Origin of the sequence: Pantoea sp. S18, from assembly GCF_045689705.1 — a bacterium.
Taxonomy (GTDB): Bacteria; Pseudomonadota; Gammaproteobacteria; order Enterobacterales; family Enterobacteriaceae; genus Pantoea; species Pantoea symbiotica.
Genome location: NZ_CP142688.1, coordinates 1,749,598 through 1,771,931, shown reverse-complemented (window position 1 = coordinate 1,771,931; position 22,334 = coordinate 1,749,598). Strand labels below are relative to the sequence as shown.

Genomic DNA, 22,334 nt, shown 5'->3' with positions numbered 1-22,334 from the left:
AGCCATGCAGTTTTATCAGCCCGCGGAAATCCGCGCCATTCTTGCCTTACCCTTGTTCATCAGCCGCGTGCCCTGCGGCTTTCCGTCCCCGGCGCAGGACTACGTTGAACAACGCATCGACCTCAACGACTTTTTAGTCGATCACCCCAGTTCAACCTACTTCATCCGAGTCAGCGGTGACTCGATGATCGACATCGGTATCAATGAGGGCGACATGCTGGTAGTGGACAGCTCGCTGAAACCCAAACACGGTGACATTGTGGTGGCTTCGCTTTCCGGCGAGTTCACCGTGAAACAGCTGATGCTGCAGCCTTACCTGCATCTCAAACCGATGAATGCTGCGCATGCGGTTATTGCTATTCCTGACGCCGATGAGTTCGAAGTCTTCGGTATCGTTAAACACGTGATTAAAACCATAGGCCGCTGATGTTTGCCCTGGTGGATGTGAACTCGTTTTATGCCAGCTGTGAAACGGTGTTTCGCCCGGATCTGCGTGGCAAACCGATTGTGGTGCTGTCGAATAACGATGGCTGCATTATTTCCCTGAGCAGAGAAGCCAAGGCGCTGGGCATCAAGATGGGCGCGCCCTACTTCAAACATCGCGAAGAGCTGATGCGCCATAAAGTGGTGGTGTTCTCGTCTAACTATGCATTGTATGGCGATATGTCGCGCCGCGTGATGGAGACGCTGGCGCTGATATCCACGCGCGTGGATGAGTACTCCATCGACGAAGCCTTCGTTGACGTCACCGGCATCAATGCCTGCATGACGTTTGAACAGTTAGGCTGCGATATTCGCGACCGCATTTATCGGGATACCCATCTGCGCGTGGGTGTCGGCATTGCACCGACCAAAACCCTCGCCAAGCTTGCCAACTGGGCCGCCAAACGCTGGACCAAAGCCGAGAACGTGATGGATCTCTCTTTGCCCCGCCGTCAGCGCGAGTTGATGAAACTTGTCAAGGTCGAAGAGGTGTGGGGTGTGGGCCGTCGCTTATCGAAAAAGCTCAACCTGATGGGGATTAACACCGCGCAGGAATTGGCAGAAACCCCAACCGCGCTGATCCGGAAACACTTCGGCGTGGTGCTGGAGCGCACGGTACGTGAATTATGTGGCGAGTCTTGTCTGGCGTTTGAGGAGGTGATTCCCAACCGACAAAATATTCTCTGCTCGCGCTCGTTTGGCGATCGTATTACCGAATATCAGGATATGCGCGAAGCCATCGCCAATTACGCCGCGCGTGCCGCAGAGAAGCTGCGCAGCGAGCGGCAATATTGTCGTCATATCGGTACGTTTATTCGCACCAGCCCGCACGATCCGTATCATCCTTATTACGCCAATGCGGCCAGTCAAACCTTGATTACCCCCACCGCTGACAGTCGCGATATTATTCAGGCCACGCTTAATTGTTTAGATCGTATCTGGGTTCCCGGTAAGCGTTATATGAAAGGCGGCGTGATGCTGGGCGATTTCTTTAGCGATGGCGTGGCGCAGTTTGATCTGTTTGCGGAATATCAGCCGCGTCATAACAGTGACCAACTGATGGCCCTGATCGATAAGATGAATGCCCACCAGCGCGGCGCGCTATGGTTTGCCGGGCAAGGCATTCAGAAACCCTGGTCGATGAAACGCGAGATGCTGTCACCGGCGTACACCACGCGGCTGGCGGATCTTCCTGTGGCGAAGTAACCGCTTCACGCTTGAATTACGCGCATGCCAATACAATATTCAGGCCCTGACACGGCCACAGCTTAATAGCATCCGGAGAATCTGGTTCGGCGAAAAGATGTTTCAGCAGATCAAAAAAACGCGCCAGTCAGCGTAATGCTCGTCAGTTCAGCTTCTTTCGGTCACCATAAATGGCGACCCTACAAAGGATTGGCGCGTTTTTCGTAGGGTGCGCATTCATGCGCACCTGCATGCATTGATAACCACAGGCGCGCCGCAATACCCAGCCCCGCCTCAAGCCGCACCGCCATTTCAGGGCTGATCGATGCTTTACCGCTGGCGACTTTACTCAGCACTGGTTTTTATTTTTCGCAGCGCACCACAGACTCAAGCCCTGAGAGAATCTTCCGCTGGCGAAGTAACCGCTTCACGCTTGAATTACACGCATGCCAATGCGATATTCAGGCCCTGACACAGCCACAGCTTAATAACATCCGGAGAACCTATGTCGAATGAAGAACGCGTAAACGAGCTGGAAGAAACGGTAAACCAGCTGCAGATTGAAGTCGCTGCCTTGCGCGAGTTAATGATTAAGCAGGTGGCGGTAAATAACATCACCTTCAAAGGGAAATATGATGAGGTGATTATTCAGCTGGCGAAAGAATATGAAGAGCGCGGCTTAGAGAACGAAAGGAATAGCCAGATGCACGAAGCGCTGCGTCAATATATCAAATACCAGCTGCCTGCCGTGGAATAAGCCCACGCTTATTTCTGCTCCTCTGGCAGCGAGGCGATATTCATGCCTTTCGCCCCATCACGCCCTTCACGCTTTGCCTGATACAAAGCATGATCGGCGTATTCCAGCAGTTTAACGGCGCTCATCGCCGCCGCCGTAACGGTGGTGGCGCAGCCGGCACTGAGCGTGACATGGCCAACGGGCGAGGCAACATGGGGAAGCTGCATCACCCTCACCGCTTCAACCACGCGGTTGGCAATGGTCATCCCTTCGCCAAATGTGGTATCCGGTAATATCAGCGCAAACTCCTCGCCGCCATAACGCGCGGCCATGTCTGAACGTCTTCCGGTTACAGACGCCAGAACCTCGCCAACCACTTTCAGGCATTTATCCCCGGCAATGTGACCATAGGTATCGTTGTAGTGTTTGAAGAAATCGATATCCATCATGATAAGCGAGAGCGGTTTACCGCTTGCTGCCGCATGGGTTAACGCTTCACGCAGGAAACGATCAAATTCCCGGCGATTCGCCAGCCCGGTTAAGCCATCGACATGCGCGAGTTTGTTCAGCGTCAGGTTGGCGTTGTGCAGTTCGTCACGCAATAGCGTCAGCTCCTGCTGATAGCGCAACACGCGGCGCGCCTGACGCAGCTGGAAGGTGCCGAGTAAGATGATGGTCAGCAGCAGAATGATGCTGAGCAGAATATCCTGCGCCCGACCGTTGACCCACACGTGGAACAGATCGTCGCTGTTGTAACCCGCCGCAACAATAATCGGATAACGATCGGAACGGGCAAAACCAAAAATACGCGGTTGGCCATCGAGCACCGATCGCCACTGCCCGCTGCCACGATCCATCTTAGCCAGCATCTCCTGAAACAGCGGGCTGGCCGAGAGATTCTTACCGATGAAACTGTCTGGCATCGGACGCGCATAGAGCACGGTGCTATCGGCCAGCATTAACACCAGCACATCGCGTGCACCGATCTCATAGTAGCTGTAGAAGCGACGGAAAAAATCCACCTTGATGGTGGCCAGCAACACGCCCTTAAATCCACCACCCGCATCACTGACGCGCAGGGAAACGGGGATCACCAAATCGCCGGTGCTGCGGCTGGTGATCACCGGGCTAATATGCACGCTGTTACGATGGTTGCTGCGCTGAAAGGTGAAGTATTCACGATCGGAGTTATTAATATTGTTGGGCACACGTTCAGCAGAGGTCGCAATCCACTTGCCCTCGGCATCGTAATAGAACAGTCCATGCAGTTGTGGCAGACGACGTTGCAGTTCGCGCATGGTGTTACTCAGGTCTGCGCCCTGAATATGCGTGGCCAGCTGTAGCTGGAGATCACGCTGCATCTGCCGCAGCGACAGCTCCGTCTGCAGAAAGGTATCTTCCGCCTGGCGCGACTGCGACAGCGCCAAATTCATCGCCGTTTGCTGCGTTTGTCGCACGGTGCCGAGCCAGTCTTCGCGCAGGGTCCAGATGCTCATCCCCACGACGGTGATAATCAAAAAGAGACCGGACAGCACTATACTTTGCTGCAAACCTGCGTCAGATGTCGCCCTGGGATCCATTTTTCTTTTTAACTGCATGTTGTCCTCTGTTTTCAAGCTACAACAGAGTTAAGCATGTAATTGATGCAGCGCAGGATGAGGCGGATATTTTTCGGACCATCGATAACTCATATGACCAGTAACCAGATATTACTGTAGTATAGCTTCACCACACACAGTGGCTGCACTACGGCACGCGTTTACAACGAGATCATTCGGTAGTCACATCGACCAGCCCGCAAATTGCGGGCTTTTTTTATTTGAGATGCAGGGAAAGCGGACGGAGCAGAAAGCGCCGCCCTGAAGGTTTTATGCTGCGACGGTCAGCGCTTTTTTACTGCGCGACCAGACGCGATGGGATGCCATCAATGCGAGGAAATCCGCCATAAAGCTGCCTTCGGCTTTCACCGCTTCCACCAGCCCTTCTTCGGTTTCGTTATCCTGCACGTTGAACTGCGCTTTGAACCGGCGCGCATCACCGCTCAGACCAATGGCTTTGAGATGCTTGTACGCTTCCAGCAGGAAATAGCGCGCATCGCCGCTCAGCAGCAACGCATCAATATTGCCATCCGGCACAATCACCGCATCAAAGGTCAGTGAAGGAAGACCGGTAAAGGTGGCATCAACCGGCAGCACCGAGCCGTCATCAGCCAGCACTTGCCCCATATGTGCCGCCAGGATTTTGGCATGCACGCCCTGCGCTTTTAGCGCCTGCAGAATCGCCAGCACGTCGGCAGCTTTCACGCCATCGCTCAACAGTAATGCGACCTGACGGCCTTTAATATCGCCGCTCGGTTGTGCGTACAGGCTGAGACTTTCGTCCTTTTGCAGTCCATTGACATCCTTCGGCGGCGCGGTTTTCAGCTGCTCATCACTTAGCTTCAGACCGAGATTTTTCGCCACGGCCTGCGCCAGCGTGACATCAATCTGCAGCAGATGATCGACCACGCGCTCGCGGATATAAGGACGCGCCACCTTACTGAGCTCAAACGAGTAAGCGCCAATAATGTGCTGCTGCTCTTCCGCCGTCTGGCTCAGCCAAAACAGCCGTGGCTGCGAGTAATATTCGCCAAACGATGGGCTGCGCTCGCGCACCTTGCTGCCTTCAATGCGTTCCTGATAACTCTCAAATCCGCCCTGTTTCGCCGCTGGTGGCACTTCACGCGGCCAGTTGTTGTTGATGGAGTTCGGTTCGTAGTTGGCCGGATTGGTATCGATTTCCGTACGATGCATGCCCTGACGCTGGAAGTTGTGGTACGGGCAAACCGGACGATTGATCGGAATCTCGTGGAAGTTCGGCCCACCCAAACGGCTGATTTGCGTATCGGTGTAGGAGAACAAACGGCCCTGCAGCAGCGGATCATTGCTGAAATCCAGCCCCGGCACGATGTGGCCCGGATGGAACGCCACCTGTTCGGTTTCGGCGAAGAAGTTGTCCGGATTGCGGTTGAGCACCATTTTGCCGACCAACTCGACCGGCACCAGCTCTTCCGGAATCAGTTTGGTGGCATCGAGAATGTCGAAATCGAACTTGAACTCATCCTCTTCCGGGATCAGCTGCAGACCCAGCTCATATTCCGGGAAATCGCCGGCTTCAATTGCTTCCCACAGATCGCGGCGATGGAAGTCAGGATCGCGGCCGGTCAGCTTCTGTGCTTCATCCCACAGCAGCGATGCCTTGCCCGCCACCGGTTTCCAGTGGAAACGCACGAAGGTGGATTTACCCTCGGCGTTAATCAGGCGGAAAGTATGGATACCGAAACCTTCCATGGTGCGATAGCTGCGCGGGATGCCGCGATCCGACATCGCCCAGATGACGTTGTGCAGCGTTTCCGGTTGCAGCGACACATAATCCCAGAAGGTGTCATGCGCACTTTGCCCTTGCGGGATTTCGTTGTGCGGCTCGGGTTTCACCGCATGCACAAAGTCCGGGAATTTATGCGCATCCTGAATAAAAAACACTGGCGTGTTGTTGCCGACTAAATCAAATACGCCCTCATCGGTATAGAACTTGGTGGCGAATCCACGGATATCGCGCACCGTATCAGCCGATCCTGCGCCACCTTGCACGGTGGAAAAACGCACGAAGACGGGTGTGATTTTTTCGGCATCGCTGAGGAAGCCCGCTTTGGTCAGTTTTTCCAGCGAGCGGTAAGGCTGGAAATAGCCGTGCGCCGCCGAACCGCGCGCATGCACGATACGTTCAGGTATGCGTTCGTGGTCAAAATGCGTGATTTTTTCGCGCATGATGAAGTCTTCAAGCAGCGTGGGGCCGCGTGAACCTGCGCGCAGTGAGTTCTGATCGTTGGCGATGCGCGTGCCCTGATTGGTGGTCAGGTCAGCGTTTTCACCATTTTTACGGTACTCATCGAGCTGCTCAAGCTTGTCGTTTTGCGTTGCAGGCGCTTTAAGGCTGCCAGGCGCGGTGGGCTGTTTGCCCGGCGGTGTAGGTTCGGCGGCAGGTTTATGTCCACCATCATGCGGCGCTAAGTCACCTAAACCCGGCTCAGAGGTTTCTGGCCCTTTGTGCGGCGCGGTATGGGTTAAATTTTGCTCTTTTTTATCTTTCGACATTTCACATGCTCCTCCAGTTAAGACCCTATTAACTGTAGAGCAAAAAAACATTTTAATTTCCGCTTCGCTTATAAATGATGTTTAAAGAGATGAATGGCGTTGATTTGCCGTGAAGTAAATTTAAGCGAAGCGTTTTATATTTTTATGCCCATTTCACTTTCTGTACAAAATAAATACTTTTCATACCCGATTAATTAGCCAGGGCTCTAACGTGTAAACAGACGTAATTGTGCCAGGATTAAACATCATGGATAAATAAATAGCGGGTGAAGAGATGAAGCAACGTGTTTTAGCGTCGTTATTAATGCTGTTAAGCGTGGGTGCCAGTGCGGCACAAGGCGGATTCGAGGCCGGAGAAAGCGCACCGCCACAAAGTAAACAGGATGCAGGCTACAAAGGTTCTGAAGACACGGGCCAAACGCCGATATCACGCATTCGTGATTTTCGTCAGGGCGGATATGTCACCTTAGAAGGTTACATCGTTAAAAAATTAAAAGATGAGAGTTACGAATTCCGGGATAATACGGGAACCATTACTCTTGATGCTAAGGCCGATGCTTTTAAAGGCAAAACGTATAAGGCTGACGACAAAATTCGCGTCAGCGGAAAAGTTTATGGACGCGGCGATAATACACATTTAAACGTAACGCGTATTGATGAGCCTTAATTAATTAGCGGCGGCGTTACGCCGCTTGCCACTCCTTCACCAGCGTTTTGACCAATTCAGCGGCCGGCATTTCCCGCGCCAGCATCGCGCCCTGTCCGGCCCACTGCGCGCCAAAACCGTGTGCACCTTTGGCAGCCGCTGCGACGGCGAGCGCTTTGCCTAACGCATAGGTGAGTGGATAAGGTGGAATGGATTCCTGCGCAAATTCGCGCGCCAGATGGCAAAAATCGTTGGTGAGACATCTTGCCGAGCGGCCAGAGATGGCTGCGATCATTTCGGTGCTATTGGCCTGCTCGCTTTTCAGCGCCTGGCGATACGCCGCATTGGCAGCGGATTCCGGGCACAAGATAAACGCGGTGCCCAGCTGAACGCCCGCCGCGCCCAATTTGAGCATGGCGGCAATGCCTGCGCCGTCCATCACACCACCGGCGGCAATCACCGGCAGACGCGAAACCTGGCGAATCGCCTGCACCAGCGTAAAGGTGCTGAGCTGCTGATCGTCGCCTGCAGGCTGGAATATCCCGCGATGTCCGCCCGCCTCAATGCCCTGCGCCACAATAAAATCGATGTCGGCGGCTTCAATCGCCTGGGCTTCGCGAATACTGGTGGCGCTTGCCAGCGTGATAATGCCGCGACTTTTCAAACGCTGCACGAAAGCGGCGGACGGCAAACCAAAATGGAAACTCACTGCGGCGGGCGCGGTCTCCAGCAACACCTCCAGCATCGCGTCGTTATCGACAAACGTTTGATAAATCTCCGACAGCGCATCCGGCGGTGTCGCTTCATAGCGAGCAAACACCGGCTGAAAGCGGGCGATCCACGCTTGTTCTAGCTGTGGATTGCGCTGCACCGGCGCGTGACAAAAGACGTTGACGTTGATCGGTGCGGCAGTCAGCGCGCGCGTTTTTCGGATCATCATATCCGCCTGCTGCGGCGTTGAGGCACCCACGCTGATCGATCCCAGCGCGCCGCTGTTACTGACCGCCGCCGCCAGTTCCGGCGTGGAGACGCCCGCCATCGGCGCCTGAATGATCGGATAAGTGAGGTTCAACTTCTGGCACAGCGGATAATTCATTTTGGCCTCCCTGCTTAATTAACGGTGATTCACCACGTTAAACCCTTCATCGCTGTGTGGCGCGACGAAGTAGCTGCTGATCAGCGCAAACTGCGCATCGGTGGCGGCGAAGTCGTGCTGGCCGGATGCATTGCGCGCGTGCAGCCGCGATTTGCACAGTTCATCGGACACATCGAGAAAATGCAGTTGATGTTCAGCCTCGGCGCTGTGGATCACCGCCTTCATCCACTGACGTTGAGCCACGGTGTTGGCGGGGAAATCCAGCACCACCGACACGCCACACTGCAACAGCGAAATAAGATGCGGCGTCATCGCATTACGCAGCTTACCGGCACAGCGCACGTAATCCGCCACATCCTGCATCTCTTCAGCAAACAGATGTGCAAGCCAGGCATCTTCGCTAATGATCACCGCACCGGTTTGCTGAGCCAACTGATGAGCCAGCGTCGATTTTCCCGCCGCAATTTTACCGCACAGCAGATGCAACACAGGACGAGATGTGGACGCGCACGCAGATTCCATAAAACAGCTCCAGATAAGATGACGCATTAACATGCCGTGAAATGCCAGCCCAGTAAAGGGTGGCAGCTACACTTAGAACATCTGTACCTACAACAGGAGAATCCCGATGCATAAAATCGACTTTCCGGTGAGTAAAGCGCGCAAATATCTGGAGCCGGGTCCGGTGGTGCTGCTGAGTTCACAGTTTGAGGATCACCGCGACATCATGACGCTCGGCTGGCACACCATTCTGGAGTTCTCGCCGTCGCTGGTTGGCTGCATGATTGCCGGCGGCAATTACAGCCATGAACTGATTCGCCAGAGCGGCCAGTGCGTGATCAACGTACCGTCGGCCAATCTGGTGGATAACGTGGTAGCGATCGGCAACAGCCACGGCGATCGTCTCGACAAGTTTGATGCCTTTAACCTGACGCCCGAACCAGCCAGCGTGGTGAATGCGCCGTTGATAGACGAGTGCTTTGCCAGCTTCGAGTGCCAGCTGTATGACGATTCGATGGTGGATAACTACAACTTCTTTATCTTTGAGATCGTCAAAGCACATGTGGCGGAAACGCCGGAGTTCCCACCGACGCTGCACTACACCGGCGAAGGACGCTTTAGCGTGATGAGCAACTTGCGACTCGACAAGCGCAGCGACTTTAAGCCAGAAATGTTAATTTAACTGCTTGAATTGATATGGGCTTGCCCCCACTTTTAACCTTTCGCCCTGACAGGAGTAAATATAATGGCAACCGAATATGCGGTGATCGCTGGTGGCTGTTTCTGGTGTACTGAAGCAGTGTTTAAAGATGTGATTGGCGTCGAGTCAGTCGAGAGTGGTTATACCGGCGGCGCACGTCCGAACCCAACCTACGAGCAGGTGTGCAGCGGCGCGACCGGCCATGCCGAAGCGATTCGCATCGGCTTCGATCCGCAACAGGTGAAGTATGGCGATCTGCTGGATATCAGCTTTGCTACTCACGATCCCACTACGCTGAATCGCCAGGGCAACGATGTGGGCACGCAATATCGTTCGGCGATTTTCCCGGCGAATGCTGAGCAGGAAGCCGAAGCCATTGCCGCAATTGCGCGTGCGCAGGAAGGCCTGAGCGATCCGGTAGTCACTACCATCGAGCCGCTGAAAGAGTGGTATGCGGCGGAAGGCTATCATCAGGATTATTGGGAAGGCGCAGGCCAGCGCAACGGCTACTGCATGGCGGTGATCCCACCAAAACTGCAGAAGCTGCGTAAGAGTTTTGCCAATCGGGTTAAATCGAGTTAATTCCCGCGTGAGTTCAGACGGTCGCCATGAATGGCGACCGTACGTGATACGCGACCTTCTGCGGTTTATCCGTCATAATAGACGCCCTCTTCTCCTCTGAGAGCGATCATGTCTTCTTCACAGCAAGGAATCACGGCGCGCAAGCAGCCGATGAAGCTCAATACGCTGGTCACTCTGATGCTCAGCGCGGTGATTGTGCTGGTGCTGCTCAGCGTGCATATGTTCTATTTCTTCCAGATTGGCGCCGCGACCCGCGCGCAGCTGGAGGACAAAGCGATGGCGGTGGCGCGCACGTTGGCCAAATTTCCTGAGATTCAGCGCGCGCTGATATTGCCGCCAAATGCCACCAGCATCCAACCCATTGCTAAAGCCGTGCAGGAGAGCAATAACCTGCTGTTTGTGGTGGTGACCAACATGGATACCATCCGCTATTCGCACCTGAATCCTGAACTCATCGGTCAGCACTTTATTGGTACGGATATTGAGCCCGCGATACGCGGCCATGAAAATGTCTCCGTCAATCAAGGTGTACTGGGCCGGGCAATGCGCGTCTATACGCCGGTCTATAATGCGCAGCATAAGCAGATTGGTGTCGTGGTGGTGGGCATTTCACTCAGCGCCGTTACCGATCAGATTAACCAAAGCCGCTGGAGCATCTTGTGGACTATCCTGATTGGCACCTTTGCGGGCGCCGTCGGCACCTTTGTGCTGGTACGCGTGCTGAAGCGCATACTGTTTGGCCTTGAACCCTACGAAATTTCCACCCTGTTTGAACAGCGCCAGGCGATTCTCAATTCGCTAAAAGAAGGCGTGGTGGCGATGGACGATCAGGCGCAGATGACGCTGGTGAATCAGGCGGCGCGATCGCTGCTGAACGATTCGATGGGTACCATCAGCGGCGACCGCATCTACGATGCCTCGGTGATCAACGATCATCTGCAGGATGTGCTGCACAGCGGGCGCGCGCGGCGTGATGAAGAGTTAAATGTGAACGGCCGCGTGTTGCTGAGTAATACCGTGCCGGTGCGCAGCCAGGGACGGATTATCGGCGCGGTCTGCACCTTCAGGGATAAGACGGAAATCAGTCAACTGATGCAGCGCTTGACGGGCATGGTAAACTACGTCGATGCGCTGCGTGAGCGCTCGCACGAATTTATGAATAAGCTGCATGTGATCCTCGGCTTGCTGCACATGAAAAACTACACGCAGGTGGAAAGCTACATTCTCAAAACCGCCAATAATTACCAAACGGAGATCGGTTTCCTGCTCGATAAAATTAAGTCGCCGGTGATTGCCGGTTTCTTGCTGAGCAAAATCAATCGCGCATCGGATTGCGGCCATCGCCTGACCATCAGCGATGCCAGCTTCCTGCCCGACAGCGGCAATGAGCAGCAGATGGCGGCGCTGATTACGGTGATCGGCAATCTGATTGAGAATGCGCTGGATGCAATGAGCGAGCAGGTAGAAGGCGAGATTCACGTAATGCTGCACTATCAAAACGGTTGGCTGACCTGTGAAGTGAGTGATGATGGTCCGGGCATTGAAGCCGATCATCTCAGTACCATTTTCGAAAAAGGCTTCTCCACCAAAGGTGAAAACCGTGGTGTCGGGCTGTTTCTGCTGCAACAGCAAACCGAAAATATCGGTGGCAGCGTGAGTGTCGAGTCAGAACCCGGCGTGTTTACCCAATTTTTAGTCCAACTTCCCTGGGATGGAGGAAACCAATCCGCATGATCAATGTGTTAGTGGTCGATGATGACGCCATGGTCGCCGAGCTTAATCGCGCGTATATCGGCCAAATTCAGGGCTTTCACTGTTGTGGCACCGCCTCAACCTTGAAGCAGGCGAAAGAGATCCTGTTCAACAGCGATACCGCGGTCGATCTGGTGCTGCTGGATATCTATATGCAGCAGGAGAATGGCCTCGATCTGTTGCCGGAGCTGCGCACGGCGCAGAGCGCGGTGGAAGTGATCATCATTTCGTCTGCTGCCGATGCGGAGAATATTAAAACCTCGCTGCACTACGGCGTGGTGGATTACCTGATCAAACCGTTCCAGTTCCCGCGTTTTGAAGAGGCGCTGACCGGCTGGCGGCAGAAGAAGTCGCTGATGGACAATCAGCATTACTATCAGCAAGCGGATGTAGATTTGCTGATTCACGGTAGCCCGGCGACGCAGCACGATAACAAGCGCTTGCCAAAAGGCTTAACGCCGCAAACGCTACGCACGCTGTGTCAGTGGATTGATGCGCATCCGGGACACGAATTCTCCACCGACGAACTGGCGGCTGAAGTGAACATCTCGCGCGTATCCTGCCGTAAATACCTGATTTGGCTGGCGCAGATTAATATTCTGTTCACCAGTATTCACTACGGCGCGACCGGTCGTCCGGTGTACCGCTATCGTCTGCAGCCGGAATACCATTCGCTGCTGCAGCAATATTGTCAGTAACGCAGCTGCCAGTCGAAATCGAGCTGCTGGAAGTGGAAATGATGCGGCGAGGAGCAGATGATCTGCCGATCGCGCGTAACGAAAACCGCGTCGATGTCGGGCTGGTCAGCGAGATAAGCCAGCCCTTGCTCTACACCCATGCCGTAGAGCAGCGTGGTGTAGATATCACCATCAATTGAGCGATCGGAAATCACCGTCACGCTCAGCAGTTCGTTATCCAATGGATAGCCGGTTTGCGGATCAAAAATATGGTGCCAGCAGCGCCCATCCAGTTCGAAGTAACGCTCATAAATCCCCGACGTCACCACCGATTTGCCCTGCACCTGCAGCACGCCTAACAGCTCATCATCGCGACCAAACGGCTTTTTCAGGCCAATGCCCCAACCTTGCGGCTCGTGCGGCGGCGATCCCAGCGTTTGCACATTGCCCCCCAGATTGATCAGCGCCTGCTGCACGCCCTGCTGACGTAAAAACGCCTGCACACGATCGGCGATGTAGCCTTTGGCGATGGCACCGAGATCGATCTCCATGCCCGGTTGTTGCAAAAACACGGAGCGATCGGCGGGATTGAGCAGCACCTGATGCGGATCGGTCAGTTTCAGCAGTGAAGCGATTTCCAGCGCAGGCGGCACGGCGCGCCCCTTAAAGCCAATTTTCCAGCGTTTTACCACCGGGCCGATGGTGAAATTGAAGGCGCTCTCCGGCAGCAAACTCACCGCGTGCGCCACGTTGATTAAAGCGAATACTGGCTCGCTGACGATCACCGGATGGCGGCCTGCGGCGTGGTTGATCGACATGACTTCGGATTCAGCGCGATTAACGGTGAACAGGTTTTCTTGCTGTTTGATCAGTTGAAAGACGTGGCGGGCAAGCGTGGGATTGTCATCGAACAATTTAAGCAGAATGGGTGAACCCATCAGAACGGCAGAATAGGCATAGACGCCAGCGTCGGTGTTCATTGATGCCTCTTCTCAGAGAGAAAAAGATGCCTGCACGTGACGTTAAGCACCATTCGGTCACCATGAATGGCAACCCTACAAAACCTGTAGGGTGCGCATTAATGCGCACCGAATGGAATTAACGACCTGACAGGCAGCGAGAGAGATTAGTTTCCTAACGCCAGTTTAGCCGCGTTATGACCGGCTTTGATACCGAAGATGATGATATCAGCCACCGCGTTACCGCCGATGCGGTTGGCGCCGTGGATGCCGCCGACCACTTCACCCGCCGCCCAGGCACCTGGAATCACCTCTTTCTGCGCATCCAGCACCGCAGTATCGGTGTTGATGGTCACGCCGCCCATGGTGTGGTGCACGCCCGGTGCGATACGAATCGCGAAGTACGGACCTTTATTCAGCGGATGACGCAGCGCGGTTTTACGGCCGAAGTCTTCGTCATCCTGCTTCGCCACGAACTCGTTGTAACGACCGAGCGTGGTTTGCAGCGCTTCCTGATCCATGTTGAGTTTCACCGCCAGCTCGTGTGGCGTTGGCGCGCTGATGACAAAGCCTTTGGCGATGTATTCGTCAGCCGCTTTGTTGTTGGCGCGAACCTGCTCATCAAACACGATCCACGCACTCTTCTCTGGCAGCGCGATGATCTCAGCGGAAACTTTGTCACGGGTTTCCATTTCGTTATAGAAACGCTTGCCCGCCTGGCTCACCAGAATCGCCCCGCCGCCGCGCATCGCTTCGGAAATCAGGTACGAGGTGGTTTGCTCAACCGTTGGGTGAATCTGGATTTCTCCCATATCCACGGTATCCGCACCGATGTGTTGCAGCATGGCGATGCCGCTGCCGGTGGCGCCTTTGTGGTTGGTGGTGACGAAACCGTCCAGCTCAGGACGATATTTCACTACCATTTCGCGGTTGGCACTGAAGCCGCCGGTCGCCACAATCACGCTTTTGGCGTTGATGATGCGGCTGTCGTTGTACTCATCCACCACTTTCACGCCGGTGACCGCGCCGTTTTCCACCAGAATTTCAGCTACCGAGGTTTCCAGCAGCACTTCGATATTGCGCTGGTTAACGTTTTTCACCAGGCCGCTGATCAGGAAGCCGCCGACCGCAGAACGATCTTCCGGACGGTGCGTACGATCGATGCTCATGCCGCCGGTGATGGTGATGTCGCACAGCTCGATCTCTTTCGCTGCCAGCCACTCAATCGCTTCGGGCGCTTGCTCAACAAACTCGCGCAGCAGCACCGGATTGTTTTTGAATTTGCCGCCTTTCAGCGTCTCTTCGTAGAACAGCTCTTTGCTGTCTTCGATGCCTTTCAGCTTCTGATAACGGGTTTCCGCTGCGTTCATACCGACCGAGGCTTTGATGGTGTTACCGCCGATGGTTGGCATCTTCTCGATGATCACCACGCGTGCGCCATCGTCATGCGCCTGAATCGCCGCCGCCAGACCGGCACCGCCAGTGCCCACTACCACAACGTCGTAATTCACCGGTGCGTTCGGGTTACCGCCCTCTTCAATCACATACTCTTTGCTTGAGGTGGTCATGGCGCGCGATACCGCTTTTTTCAGCGCTTCACTCTGCGTGGTGGCGCCGGTGATGGCATCCACGTGCGGGCTGTTCGCCACCAGAATGCGTTCACGCAGGCTTTCGAAGGTGCTGGTGAAGTCGACGTCGAGGCTTGGATCCGGTACCAGCGAGATATCGGTGATACGGTCGGTGTCGAGCGTAACGTTGATTTTCAGCTTCAGCGCTTCGGCTTCCACTTTGGCCTGATACACGCCCGCTTTGTATTTACGGCCGGTATCGCTGGTGTCGCGGATCATCGCATCCACCAGCGAGAAGCGCCACAGCGGTTCTGGAATGGTCAACTCTTCGCGCTTGGTGCTGTCGATATACAGCTCCATGTGCTGATTCTTGATGACGCGATCGGTCCAGTCCGGATAAGCGATGCAGGCTTTACCGACTGCTACTAAGTCGAAACCGTGCTCCAGCGCGTTCTCGGCATCTTCTTTATTGACGATGCCGCCGACGCCAATCACCGGCACTTTCGCCAGATTAGGAGAGCGTTGCGCCAGATATTTGGTGATCAGCGGCGTTGGATCCTGAGTGTCAACAATTGACGGGCGCAGCAGTTGGCCCACCGAGAAGTGCACGTAATCGAGACCGCGTTCCGCCAGTTTCTCCAGCAGGTAAAGCGTGTCGTCCCAGCGGATGCCCGGCACTTCCAGCTCTTCCGGTGAGAAGCGATAACCGATGATGAAGTCTGCCGCAGCGAAGCGGTCCGCCATCTTATGGGTGATTTCCAGCACTTCCAGTGGGAAACGCGCGCGATTGTCGCGGCTGCCGCCCCATTTGTCGTCACGCTGGTTAGAGTTTGGCGAGTAGAACTGCTGGATCAGATAGGTGTTGGCACCGTGGATTTCTACGCCGTCGAAGCCGGCTTTAATCGCACGGTTCACTGCATCACCAAACTTGGTGATCATCACATCCACTTCTTCTGCAGTCAGCGCCTGAGGTTTAGTGGCACCGTCACGCGGTGCGGCGATAGCGCTTGGTGCGACCGGGGTTTTACCGCCGATCAGCGCCGGTTCAACCATGCGGCCGCCGTGATAGATCTGCAGAACCGCTTTGGAGCCTTGCGATTTGATGGCGTGGGCAATTTTCGCCAGACCGGGGATTTTGTTGTCGCTGTCGATACCGAGCGCACCTGGGAATGCAGGACCACGGTTATCAATAAAGCAGCACTCTACAATTACGGTACCGATGCTGCCGGCACGCACGCGATAATATTCGACAAGGTCACTGGTAACACCGCCATCGTAATAACCGGTACAGGTGGTCATCGGCGCCATAACCAATCGGTTTTTAAGCACCGCACCTTTCGGTAGCGTAAGCGGATTAAGAATCGGGGTGAGCGTATTCATGATGAGCAACTCCAGAATTAAGAAACTTTGTATTCAATTCTTTGGCGGTTCGGAGACATTTATAATTATTTGAGTGGTCCGATTTCATGGCGTAAATATACCATTTTATTTACTTACATAACCTTATTCGTTAGTTATATAAGTTTTACGCATGGAAATAATATTTGATACCTATTGCTGAAAGTTGCGCTGAGCTAAGTTTTAACCAAGACTTGACAAAAATCAACTTTTTCCTTACATTTAAAACAAATCCAGCCTTATCATAAAGATAAATCGTCTCCTTTCTCTGTTTTTTGCTTGATTTGTGCCGTTTTATTCGCCTCACACAGTTAATTTTCACCTAATGGTTCATTTATTAAGGCGTGCATGTTTAAAGCAAAAAAACCACGAATAAATTTTATTGATCTGGATCAAAATAGATATTTTAATTAATCGCATCATAGGCGCATCCATTAGATAATTCGCGCATCAAATTTTGTAAATAGCGATTTATTAAAACTCAGTTTTAAATGTCACGACTAATCTGTTAAAAGAGTTTTGTAACTAAAAAAACCAGCTTGGTTCGGGGCGTATATACGCATTCTCCATAACTTGCAGACAAAACTATGAACACACAAACAACCCAGAGTGAATCCCTCACCGCGCCTCCCGCGGCACCGGGGAAGAAAAAGAACCGCCTGATAATGTTGTGCCTGCCAATTATTGTGGCTGTGCTGTTGCTGCTGGTGCCGACTCCTGCGGGATTGGAACCTTACGCATGGCACTTCTTCGCCATTTTTGTCGGGGTTATTGTGGGACTGATTTTCGAACCGCTGCCGGGCGCCGTTATCGGTTTAACCGGCGTGGTGGTGATTGCGCTGTTCAGCCAGTGGGTGCTGTTTAGCCCGGCAGAACTGGCGGATCCCAAGTTCAAAACCGCTGCGCAGTCGTTCAAATGGGCGGTAAGTGGCTTCGGCAACTCTACGGTCTGGCTGATCTTCGGTGCCTTTATGTTCGCCGCCGGCTACGATAAAACCCAGTTCGGTCGCCGCCTGGCGCTGATTCTGGTGAAATATCTTGGCCGCCGCAGCCTGACGCTGGGTTACGCCATTACCTTCGCTGACCTGTTGCTGGCACCGTTTACGCCATCCAACACCGCGCGCAGTGGCGGTACCATCTATCCAATCATCGCTAACCTGCCGCCGCTGTACGGTTCAAAACCTAACGACCCGAGCGCACGTAAGATTGGTTCTTACCTGATGTGGGTCGCCATCACCGCCGCCTGTATCACCAGCTCAATGTTCCTTTCAGCTCTGGCGCCGAACCTGCTGGCACTGGCGCTGGTGAAAAGCGTGGTGGGCTTTGAAATCTCATGGGGCATGTGGTTCCTCGCCTTCCTGCCGCTGGGTGTGCTGCTGATTCTCACCATGCCGCTGCTGGCTTACTGGCTCTATCCGCCAGAAGTGAAAGTGAATGATGAAGTGCCGCGCTGGGCGACGGCTGAGCTGGAAAAACTCGGCAAGCTGAAACGTAACGAAATCCTGCTGCTGGGCTTCGTGGTTGCTGCGCTGATGATGTGGATCTTCGCCACCGCATGGATTGAACCGGCAATGGCCGCGCTGTTAGTCATCGTGCTGATGTTGTGGACCGGTGTACTAAACTGGAATGACATCACCAGCAATAAAGCCGCATGGAACACCTTCGCCTGGTTCGCCACGCTGGTCGCGCTGGCGGATGGTTTAGCGCGCGTCGGCTTCATCGCCTGGCTGGGTAAAGAAGGTGCGATGCTGCTGCACGGTTATGACCCACAGGTTTCTGCCGTGGTGCTGTTAATCGCCTTCTACCTGCTGCACTACCTGTTCGCCAGTACCACCGCGCACACCACTGCGCTGCTGCCAGCCATGCTGACTATCGCCGCCTCAATCCCGGGCATCAACATGCCGGTATTCTGCCTGATGATGTGTGTTTCTCTGGGTGTGATGGGCATTATCACCCCGTACGGCACCGGCCCAAGCCCGATTTATTACGGTAGCGGCTATCTGCCAACCAAAGATTACTGGCGCCTGGGCACCATCTTCGGCGCGCTGTTCCTGGTTCTTCTGATGGTTGTCGCCTATCCATGGATGGTGATGATGTTCTGATGATGTTGCTTCGATGTTAAAAACGGAGCCGCGCATTACCGTGAAAATGTTATGATGCTCGCCAGTCAGCCCCTGCGGAGGGCTGGCGAGAGAAAATCGAATAACAGACTGCCTAATTTGTCGCCCGTCATGCTGGCGGGCAACACGAAGCTAAGTGAGCCAACATGTCGAACAAACCCTTCTATTATCAGAATCCCTTTCCTCTCGCCAAAGATGATACCGAATACTATCTGCTGAGCACTGATTACGTCTCGGTGGCCAATTTCGATGGCGAAGAAGTCCTGAAAGTCGATCCCAAAGCGCTGACGCTGCTGGCGAAGCAGGCATTCCACGATGCCTCTTTCATGCTGCGCGCCTCGCATCAGGCGCAGGTCGCGTCAATTCTTGCCGACGATGAAGCCAGCAAGAACGACAAATACGTTGCCCTGCAGTTCCTGCGCAACTCTGAAATTGCCGCTAAAGGCGTGCTGCCGACCTGTCAGGATACCGGCACCGCCATCATCATGGGCAAAAAAGGCCAGCGCGTCTGGACCGGCGGCGGCGATGAAGCCGCACTGTCGCAAGGCGTCTACAACACCTTTATTGAAGATAACCTGCGCTATTCACAGAACGCCGCGCTGGATATGTATAAAGAGGTGAATACTGGCACCAACCTCCCGGCGCAAATTGACCTGTATAGCGTTGATGGCGACGAATACAAATTCCTGTGCATTGCCAAAGGTGGCGGCTCCGCCAATAAAACCTATCTGTATCAGGAAACCAAAGCGCTGATTACGCCCGCCAAGCTGAAGAACTATCTGGTCGATAAGATGATGTCGCTGGGTACCGCCGCTTGCCCGCCGTACCACATTGCGTTTGTGATTGGCGGTACTTCAGCAGAAGCCACGCTGAAAACCGTCAAGCTGGCCTCCACCCACTATTACGATTCGCTGCCGACCGAAGGTAATGAACACGGTCAGGCCTTCCGTGACATTCAGCTGGAAGAAGAACTGCTGAAAGCCTCGCAGGAGCTGGGTCTCGGCGCGCAGTTTGGTGGTAAATACTTCGCACACGATATTCGCGTGGTACGTTTGCCACGTCATGGCGCATCCTGCCCGGTAGGTATGGGCGTATCTTGCTCTGCGGACCGTAACATCAAAGCCAAGATCAACCGCGAAGGTATCTGGATTGAGAAGATGGAAGACAATCCGGGCCGCTACATTCCGGAAGAACTGCGTCAGCAGGGCGAAGGCGAAGTGGTGCATGTCGATCTGAACCAGCCAATGAGCGAGATTCTGGCGCTGCTGTCGGCTTATCCGGTCTCAACCCGCTTGTCACTCAACGGCACCATCATCGTGGCGCGCGACATTGCCCACGCCAAGTTGAAAGAGCGCATCGATAACGGCGAAGGTCTGCCGCAGTACATCAAAGATCATCCGGTCTATTACGCGGGTCCAGCGAAGACGCCAGAAGGTTATGCCTCTGGTTCACTCGGCCCAACTACTGCAGGTCGTATGGATTCCTACGTTGACCTGCTGCAAGCCAACGGCGGCAGCATGGTGATGCTGGCGAAGGGCAACCGCAGCAAGCAGGTTACCGATGCGTGTCATAAACACGGCGGCTTCTACCTCGGCAGCATTGGCGGCCCGGCAGCGGTGCTGGCACAGCAGAGTATTAAGAGTCTGGAATGCGTGGAGTATGCCGAGCTCGGCATGGAAGCGATCTGGAAAATTGAAGTGGAGAACTTCCCGGCGTTCATTCTGGTGGATGACAAAGGCAACGACTTCTTCCAGCAGATTCATAACAACTGCGCCGCCTGCGTGAAGTAATCTACGCATCGCACCGCAAAAAAGCCGTTATCGCGTGATAGCGGCTTTTTTATTGCGATATTTCTGACGAATTGATCATTAAATGAGGCAAAGCAGAAAAGTTAAAAACGGAATTGGCTCTCCAGCTGACGCAATGTTTCCATCCGCTGCGCCGTGGCGACTTCGCGTGCTTTCACTTCCAATAGCAGGTCAGCATCGTTCTGACCAATTACATACACCGCCTGACGTCCAGGCAGGTTAACGGTAATAATATTTTGCTCCACTCCGTCCAGCATCTCGTCATGCTGTTCCAGGTAGTTATACAACGTGTTCATGGGTTCTCCTTGAAAATAGGTGGGCTATTCTGCCCAATCGCATCCTTTAAACACACAAGACCTGGCTTAAAGATACCACTTCCATCAGAAGTTTCTGGCGATAGAGTCATCCTGCGGCCGTAAGATGACGAAGAGATGAAAAGGCAGCGGAGCACTCCGCTGCCTTTTATCATTAGAAGAAACCAAGCGGTTGCGTGCTGTAGCTCACCAGCAGGTTTTTGGTCTGCTGATAATGATCGAGCATCATTTTGTGGGTTTCGCGGCCAATACCCGATTTCTTATAGCCGCCAAACGCCGCGTGCGCCGGATAGAGGTGATAGCAGTTGGTCCACACGCGACCAGCTTTAATCGCGCGACCCATGCGATAGGCGCGGTTGATATCGCGCGTCCAGACGCCGGCGCCAAGCCCGTAAATCGAGTCATTGGCGATAGCCAGTGCTTCCGCTTCATCTTTGAAGGTCAGCACGCCAACCACCGGGCCAAAGATCTCTTCCTGGAACACGCGCATGCTGTTATCGCCTTTCAACAGCGTTGGCTGGATGTAGTAGCCGCTGGCAAACTCCTCGCCCACTTTCTCTACGCCGCCGCCGTGCAGCACCTGTGCGCCCTCTTGCTGCGCAATCTCCAGATAAGAGAGGATTTTATCGAACTGCTGCTGCGACGCCTGCGCGCCAATCATGGTTTCGGTATCAAGCGGATCGCCACGTTTGATGGTTTTGATACGCTTCATCACCGCCGCCATAAACGGCTCAAAAATCGATTCCTGCACCAGCGCACGTGATGGACAAGTACAAACTTCACCTTGATTGAGGAAGCCGAGCACCACACCTTCGGCCGCTTTCTCAATGAAACTCTCTTCGGCATCCATGATGTCTTCGAAGAAAATATTCGGCGATTTGCCGCCCAGCTCAACGGTGGACGGAATCAGACTTTTCGCCGCCAGCTCCAGAATATGGCCGCCGGTTGCGGTGGAACCGGTAAAGGCGATTTTGGCGATGCCCGGATGCGACGCCAGCGCTTCGCCCGCCTCTTTGCCGTAGCCGTGCACCACGTTAATCACGCCTGGCGGCAGCAGATCTTTAATCACTTCCATAAACAGCGTGATCGACAGCGGCGTTTGCTCAGCCGGTTTCAGCACCACGCAGTTGCCTGCGCCAAGTGCCGGTGCCAGTTTCCATGCCGCCATCAGCAGCGGGAAATTCCAGGGAATGATTTGCCCGACCACGCCCAGCGGTTCGTGGAAGTGATAGGCGGCGGTGAACTCATCAATTTCAGCAGCGGTGCCTTCCTGCGCACGCACGCAACCAGCGAAATAACGGAAGTGATCGACCGCCAGCGGCAGATCCGCTGCCAGCGTTTCACGCACCGGCTTCCCGTTATCCCAGGTTTCGTTGACCGCGATGTATTCCAGATTCTCTTCCAGCCGGTCGGCAATTTTCAGCAGCACCAGCGAGCGTGCCTGCGGTGAGGTTTTGCCCCACGCATCGGCAGCGGCCTGGGCGGCAGCCACGGCGTTATCGATATCGGCACGATCCGAGCGTGGGAACTCGCCAATGGTGGAAGCATTAATCGGTGAGGTGTTGACGAAGTAGTTACCGTTCACCGGCGCAACAAATTCGCCGTTGATAAAGTTGCCATAACGCGATTGCAGAGTAATGAGAGAACCTTGTTCTCCCGGAGCAGCGTAACGCATG

General features: G+C 54.3%; 18 protein-coding genes and 1 pseudogene. 10 read left to right on the top strand and 9 right to left on the bottom strand.

Translation table 11 applies throughout. The annotated features are described in order from the left end of the window. Positions 1–4 precede the first annotated feature (4 nt). Both umuD and umuC read left to right on the top strand, forming a co-directional pair. Entirely contained in the window at positions 5–427 is a 423-nt protein-coding gene (gene umuD / locus VIJ98_RS08200; RefSeq protein WP_061716746.1) for a translesion error-prone DNA polymerase V autoproteolytic subunit, read from the top strand. Then, a complete protein-coding gene (umuC, locus tag VIJ98_RS08195; RefSeq protein ID WP_323273308.1) occupies positions 427–1,689 on the top strand; it encodes a translesion error-prone DNA polymerase V subunit UmuC in 1,263 nt (420 codons plus the stop codon). Before umuD ends, umuC begins: the two co-directional genes overlap by 1 nt. 227 nt (positions 1,690–1,916) lie before the next feature. On the opposite strand, the pseudogene VIJ98_RS08190 reads toward umuC, so the two are convergent. Further along, positions 1,917–2,021, bottom strand: a pseudogene (locus tag VIJ98_RS08190) (transcriptional regulator); the annotation flags it as partial. Between the two features lie 152 nt (positions 2,022–2,173). On the opposite strand from VIJ98_RS08190, the gene VIJ98_RS08185 reads away from it, so the two are divergent. Then, positions 2,174–2,425, top strand: coding sequence for a hypothetical protein (locus VIJ98_RS08185; protein WP_323273306.1), 252 nt, complete (start codon positions 2,174–2,176; stop codon positions 2,423–2,425). Between the two features lie 8 nt (positions 2,426–2,433). Here VIJ98_RS08185 and VIJ98_RS08180 read toward each other — a convergent pair whose 3' ends face one another. After that, positions 2,434–4,002 carry a sensor domain-containing diguanylate cyclase gene (locus VIJ98_RS08180; protein ID WP_323273305.1) on the bottom strand — a complete coding sequence of 523 codons (1,569 nt, stop codon included), beginning with the start codon at positions 4,000–4,002 and terminating at the stop codon, positions 2,434–2,436. Between the two features lie 270 nt (positions 4,003–4,272). Beyond that, on the bottom strand, positions 4,273–6,537 hold the full coding sequence (gene katE, locus VIJ98_RS08175) for a catalase HPII (protein ID WP_323273303.1): 2,265 nt from the start codon (positions 6,535–6,537) through the stop codon (positions 4,273–4,275). A gap of 274 nt (positions 6,538–6,811) precedes the next feature. On the opposite strand from katE, the gene VIJ98_RS08170 reads away from it, so the two are divergent. Beyond that, positions 6,812–7,204: a YgiW/YdeI family stress tolerance OB fold protein gene (locus VIJ98_RS08170; RefSeq protein WP_154152571.1), complete on the top strand. Its 393-nt coding sequence runs from the start codon at positions 6,812–6,814 to the stop codon at positions 7,202–7,204. A 16-nt stretch (positions 7,205–7,220) separates the two neighbouring features. On the opposite strand, the gene VIJ98_RS08165 is transcribed toward VIJ98_RS08170, so the two are convergent. Beyond that, on the bottom strand, positions 7,221–8,279 hold the full coding sequence (locus VIJ98_RS08165) for a nitronate monooxygenase (RefSeq protein ID WP_323273300.1): 1,059 nt from the start codon (positions 8,277–8,279) through the stop codon (positions 7,221–7,223). 18 nt (positions 8,280–8,297) lie between these two features. Beyond that, positions 8,298–8,801 (bottom strand): ATP-binding protein, encoded by a 504-nt coding sequence (locus VIJ98_RS08160; protein ID WP_154152577.1) that lies wholly within the window; start codon positions 8,799–8,801, stop codon positions 8,298–8,300. 106 nt (positions 8,802–8,907) lie between these two features. Here VIJ98_RS08160 and VIJ98_RS08155 point away from each other — a divergent pair, with 106 nt between their 5' ends. The 4 genes from VIJ98_RS08155 to dcuR all read left to right on the top strand — a co-directional run bounded on the left by VIJ98_RS08155 (position 8,908) and on the right by dcuR (position 12,512). Beyond that, a complete protein-coding gene (locus tag VIJ98_RS08155) occupies positions 8,908–9,462 on the top strand; it encodes a flavin reductase family protein (protein WP_008102775.1) in 555 nt (184 codons plus the stop codon). A gap of 63 nt (positions 9,463–9,525) precedes the next feature. Beyond that, positions 9,526–10,062 carry a peptide-methionine (S)-S-oxide reductase MsrA gene (gene msrA, locus VIJ98_RS08150; RefSeq protein WP_061716771.1) on the top strand — a complete coding sequence of 179 codons (537 nt, stop codon included), beginning with the start codon at positions 9,526–9,528 and terminating at the stop codon, positions 10,060–10,062. 108 nt (positions 10,063–10,170) lie between these two features. After that, positions 10,171–11,796 (top strand): sensor histidine kinase, encoded by a 1,626-nt coding sequence (locus tag VIJ98_RS08145; protein WP_154152580.1) that lies wholly within the window; start codon positions 10,171–10,173, stop codon positions 11,794–11,796. Then, positions 11,793–12,512, top strand: coding sequence for a two-component system response regulator DcuR (dcuR, locus tag VIJ98_RS08140; protein WP_008102769.1), 720 nt, complete (start codon positions 11,793–11,795; stop codon positions 12,510–12,512). The genes VIJ98_RS08145 and dcuR overlap by 4 nt, the downstream gene beginning before the upstream one ends. Here the strand turns inward: dcuR and VIJ98_RS08135 are convergent. Both VIJ98_RS08135 and VIJ98_RS08130 read right to left on the bottom strand, forming a co-directional pair. Continuing rightward, complete coding sequence (locus VIJ98_RS08135) at positions 12,506–13,471, bottom strand: FAD:protein FMN transferase (protein ID WP_323273292.1); 966 nt, start codon at positions 13,469–13,471, stop codon at positions 12,506–12,508. The two genes, dcuR and VIJ98_RS08135, sit on opposite strands and share 7 nt — an antisense overlap. A gap of 146 nt (positions 13,472–13,617) precedes the next feature. Continuing rightward, entirely contained in the window at positions 13,618–16,398 is a 2,781-nt protein-coding gene (locus VIJ98_RS08130) for a flavocytochrome c (RefSeq protein ID WP_154152585.1), read from the bottom strand. Between the two features lie 605 nt (positions 16,399–17,003). Between VIJ98_RS08130 and VIJ98_RS08125 the strand changes: the two genes are divergently transcribed. Beyond that, positions 17,004–18,518 (top strand): anion permease, encoded by a 1,515-nt coding sequence (locus tag VIJ98_RS08125; protein WP_008102763.1) that lies wholly within the window; start codon positions 17,004–17,006, stop codon positions 18,516–18,518. Between the two features lie 164 nt (positions 18,519–18,682). After that, the gene (fumA, locus tag VIJ98_RS08120; protein WP_008102761.1) at positions 18,683–20,326 is read left to right on the top strand and encodes a class I fumarate hydratase FumA; all 1,644 of its coding nucleotides are present in this window, start codon (positions 18,683–18,685) and stop codon (positions 20,324–20,326) included. A 101-nt stretch (positions 20,327–20,427) separates the two neighbouring features. Here fumA and VIJ98_RS08115 read toward each other — a convergent pair whose 3' ends face one another. After that, the gene (locus VIJ98_RS08115) at positions 20,428–20,640 is read right to left on the bottom strand and encodes a hypothetical protein (RefSeq protein WP_008102759.1); all 213 of its coding nucleotides are present in this window, start codon (positions 20,638–20,640) and stop codon (positions 20,428–20,430) included. 172 nt (positions 20,641–20,812) lie between these two features. Further along, entirely contained in the window at positions 20,813–22,333 is a 1,521-nt protein-coding gene (locus VIJ98_RS08110; protein ID WP_008102757.1) for an aldehyde dehydrogenase family protein, read from the bottom strand. Position 22,334: the final 1 nt, after the last annotated feature.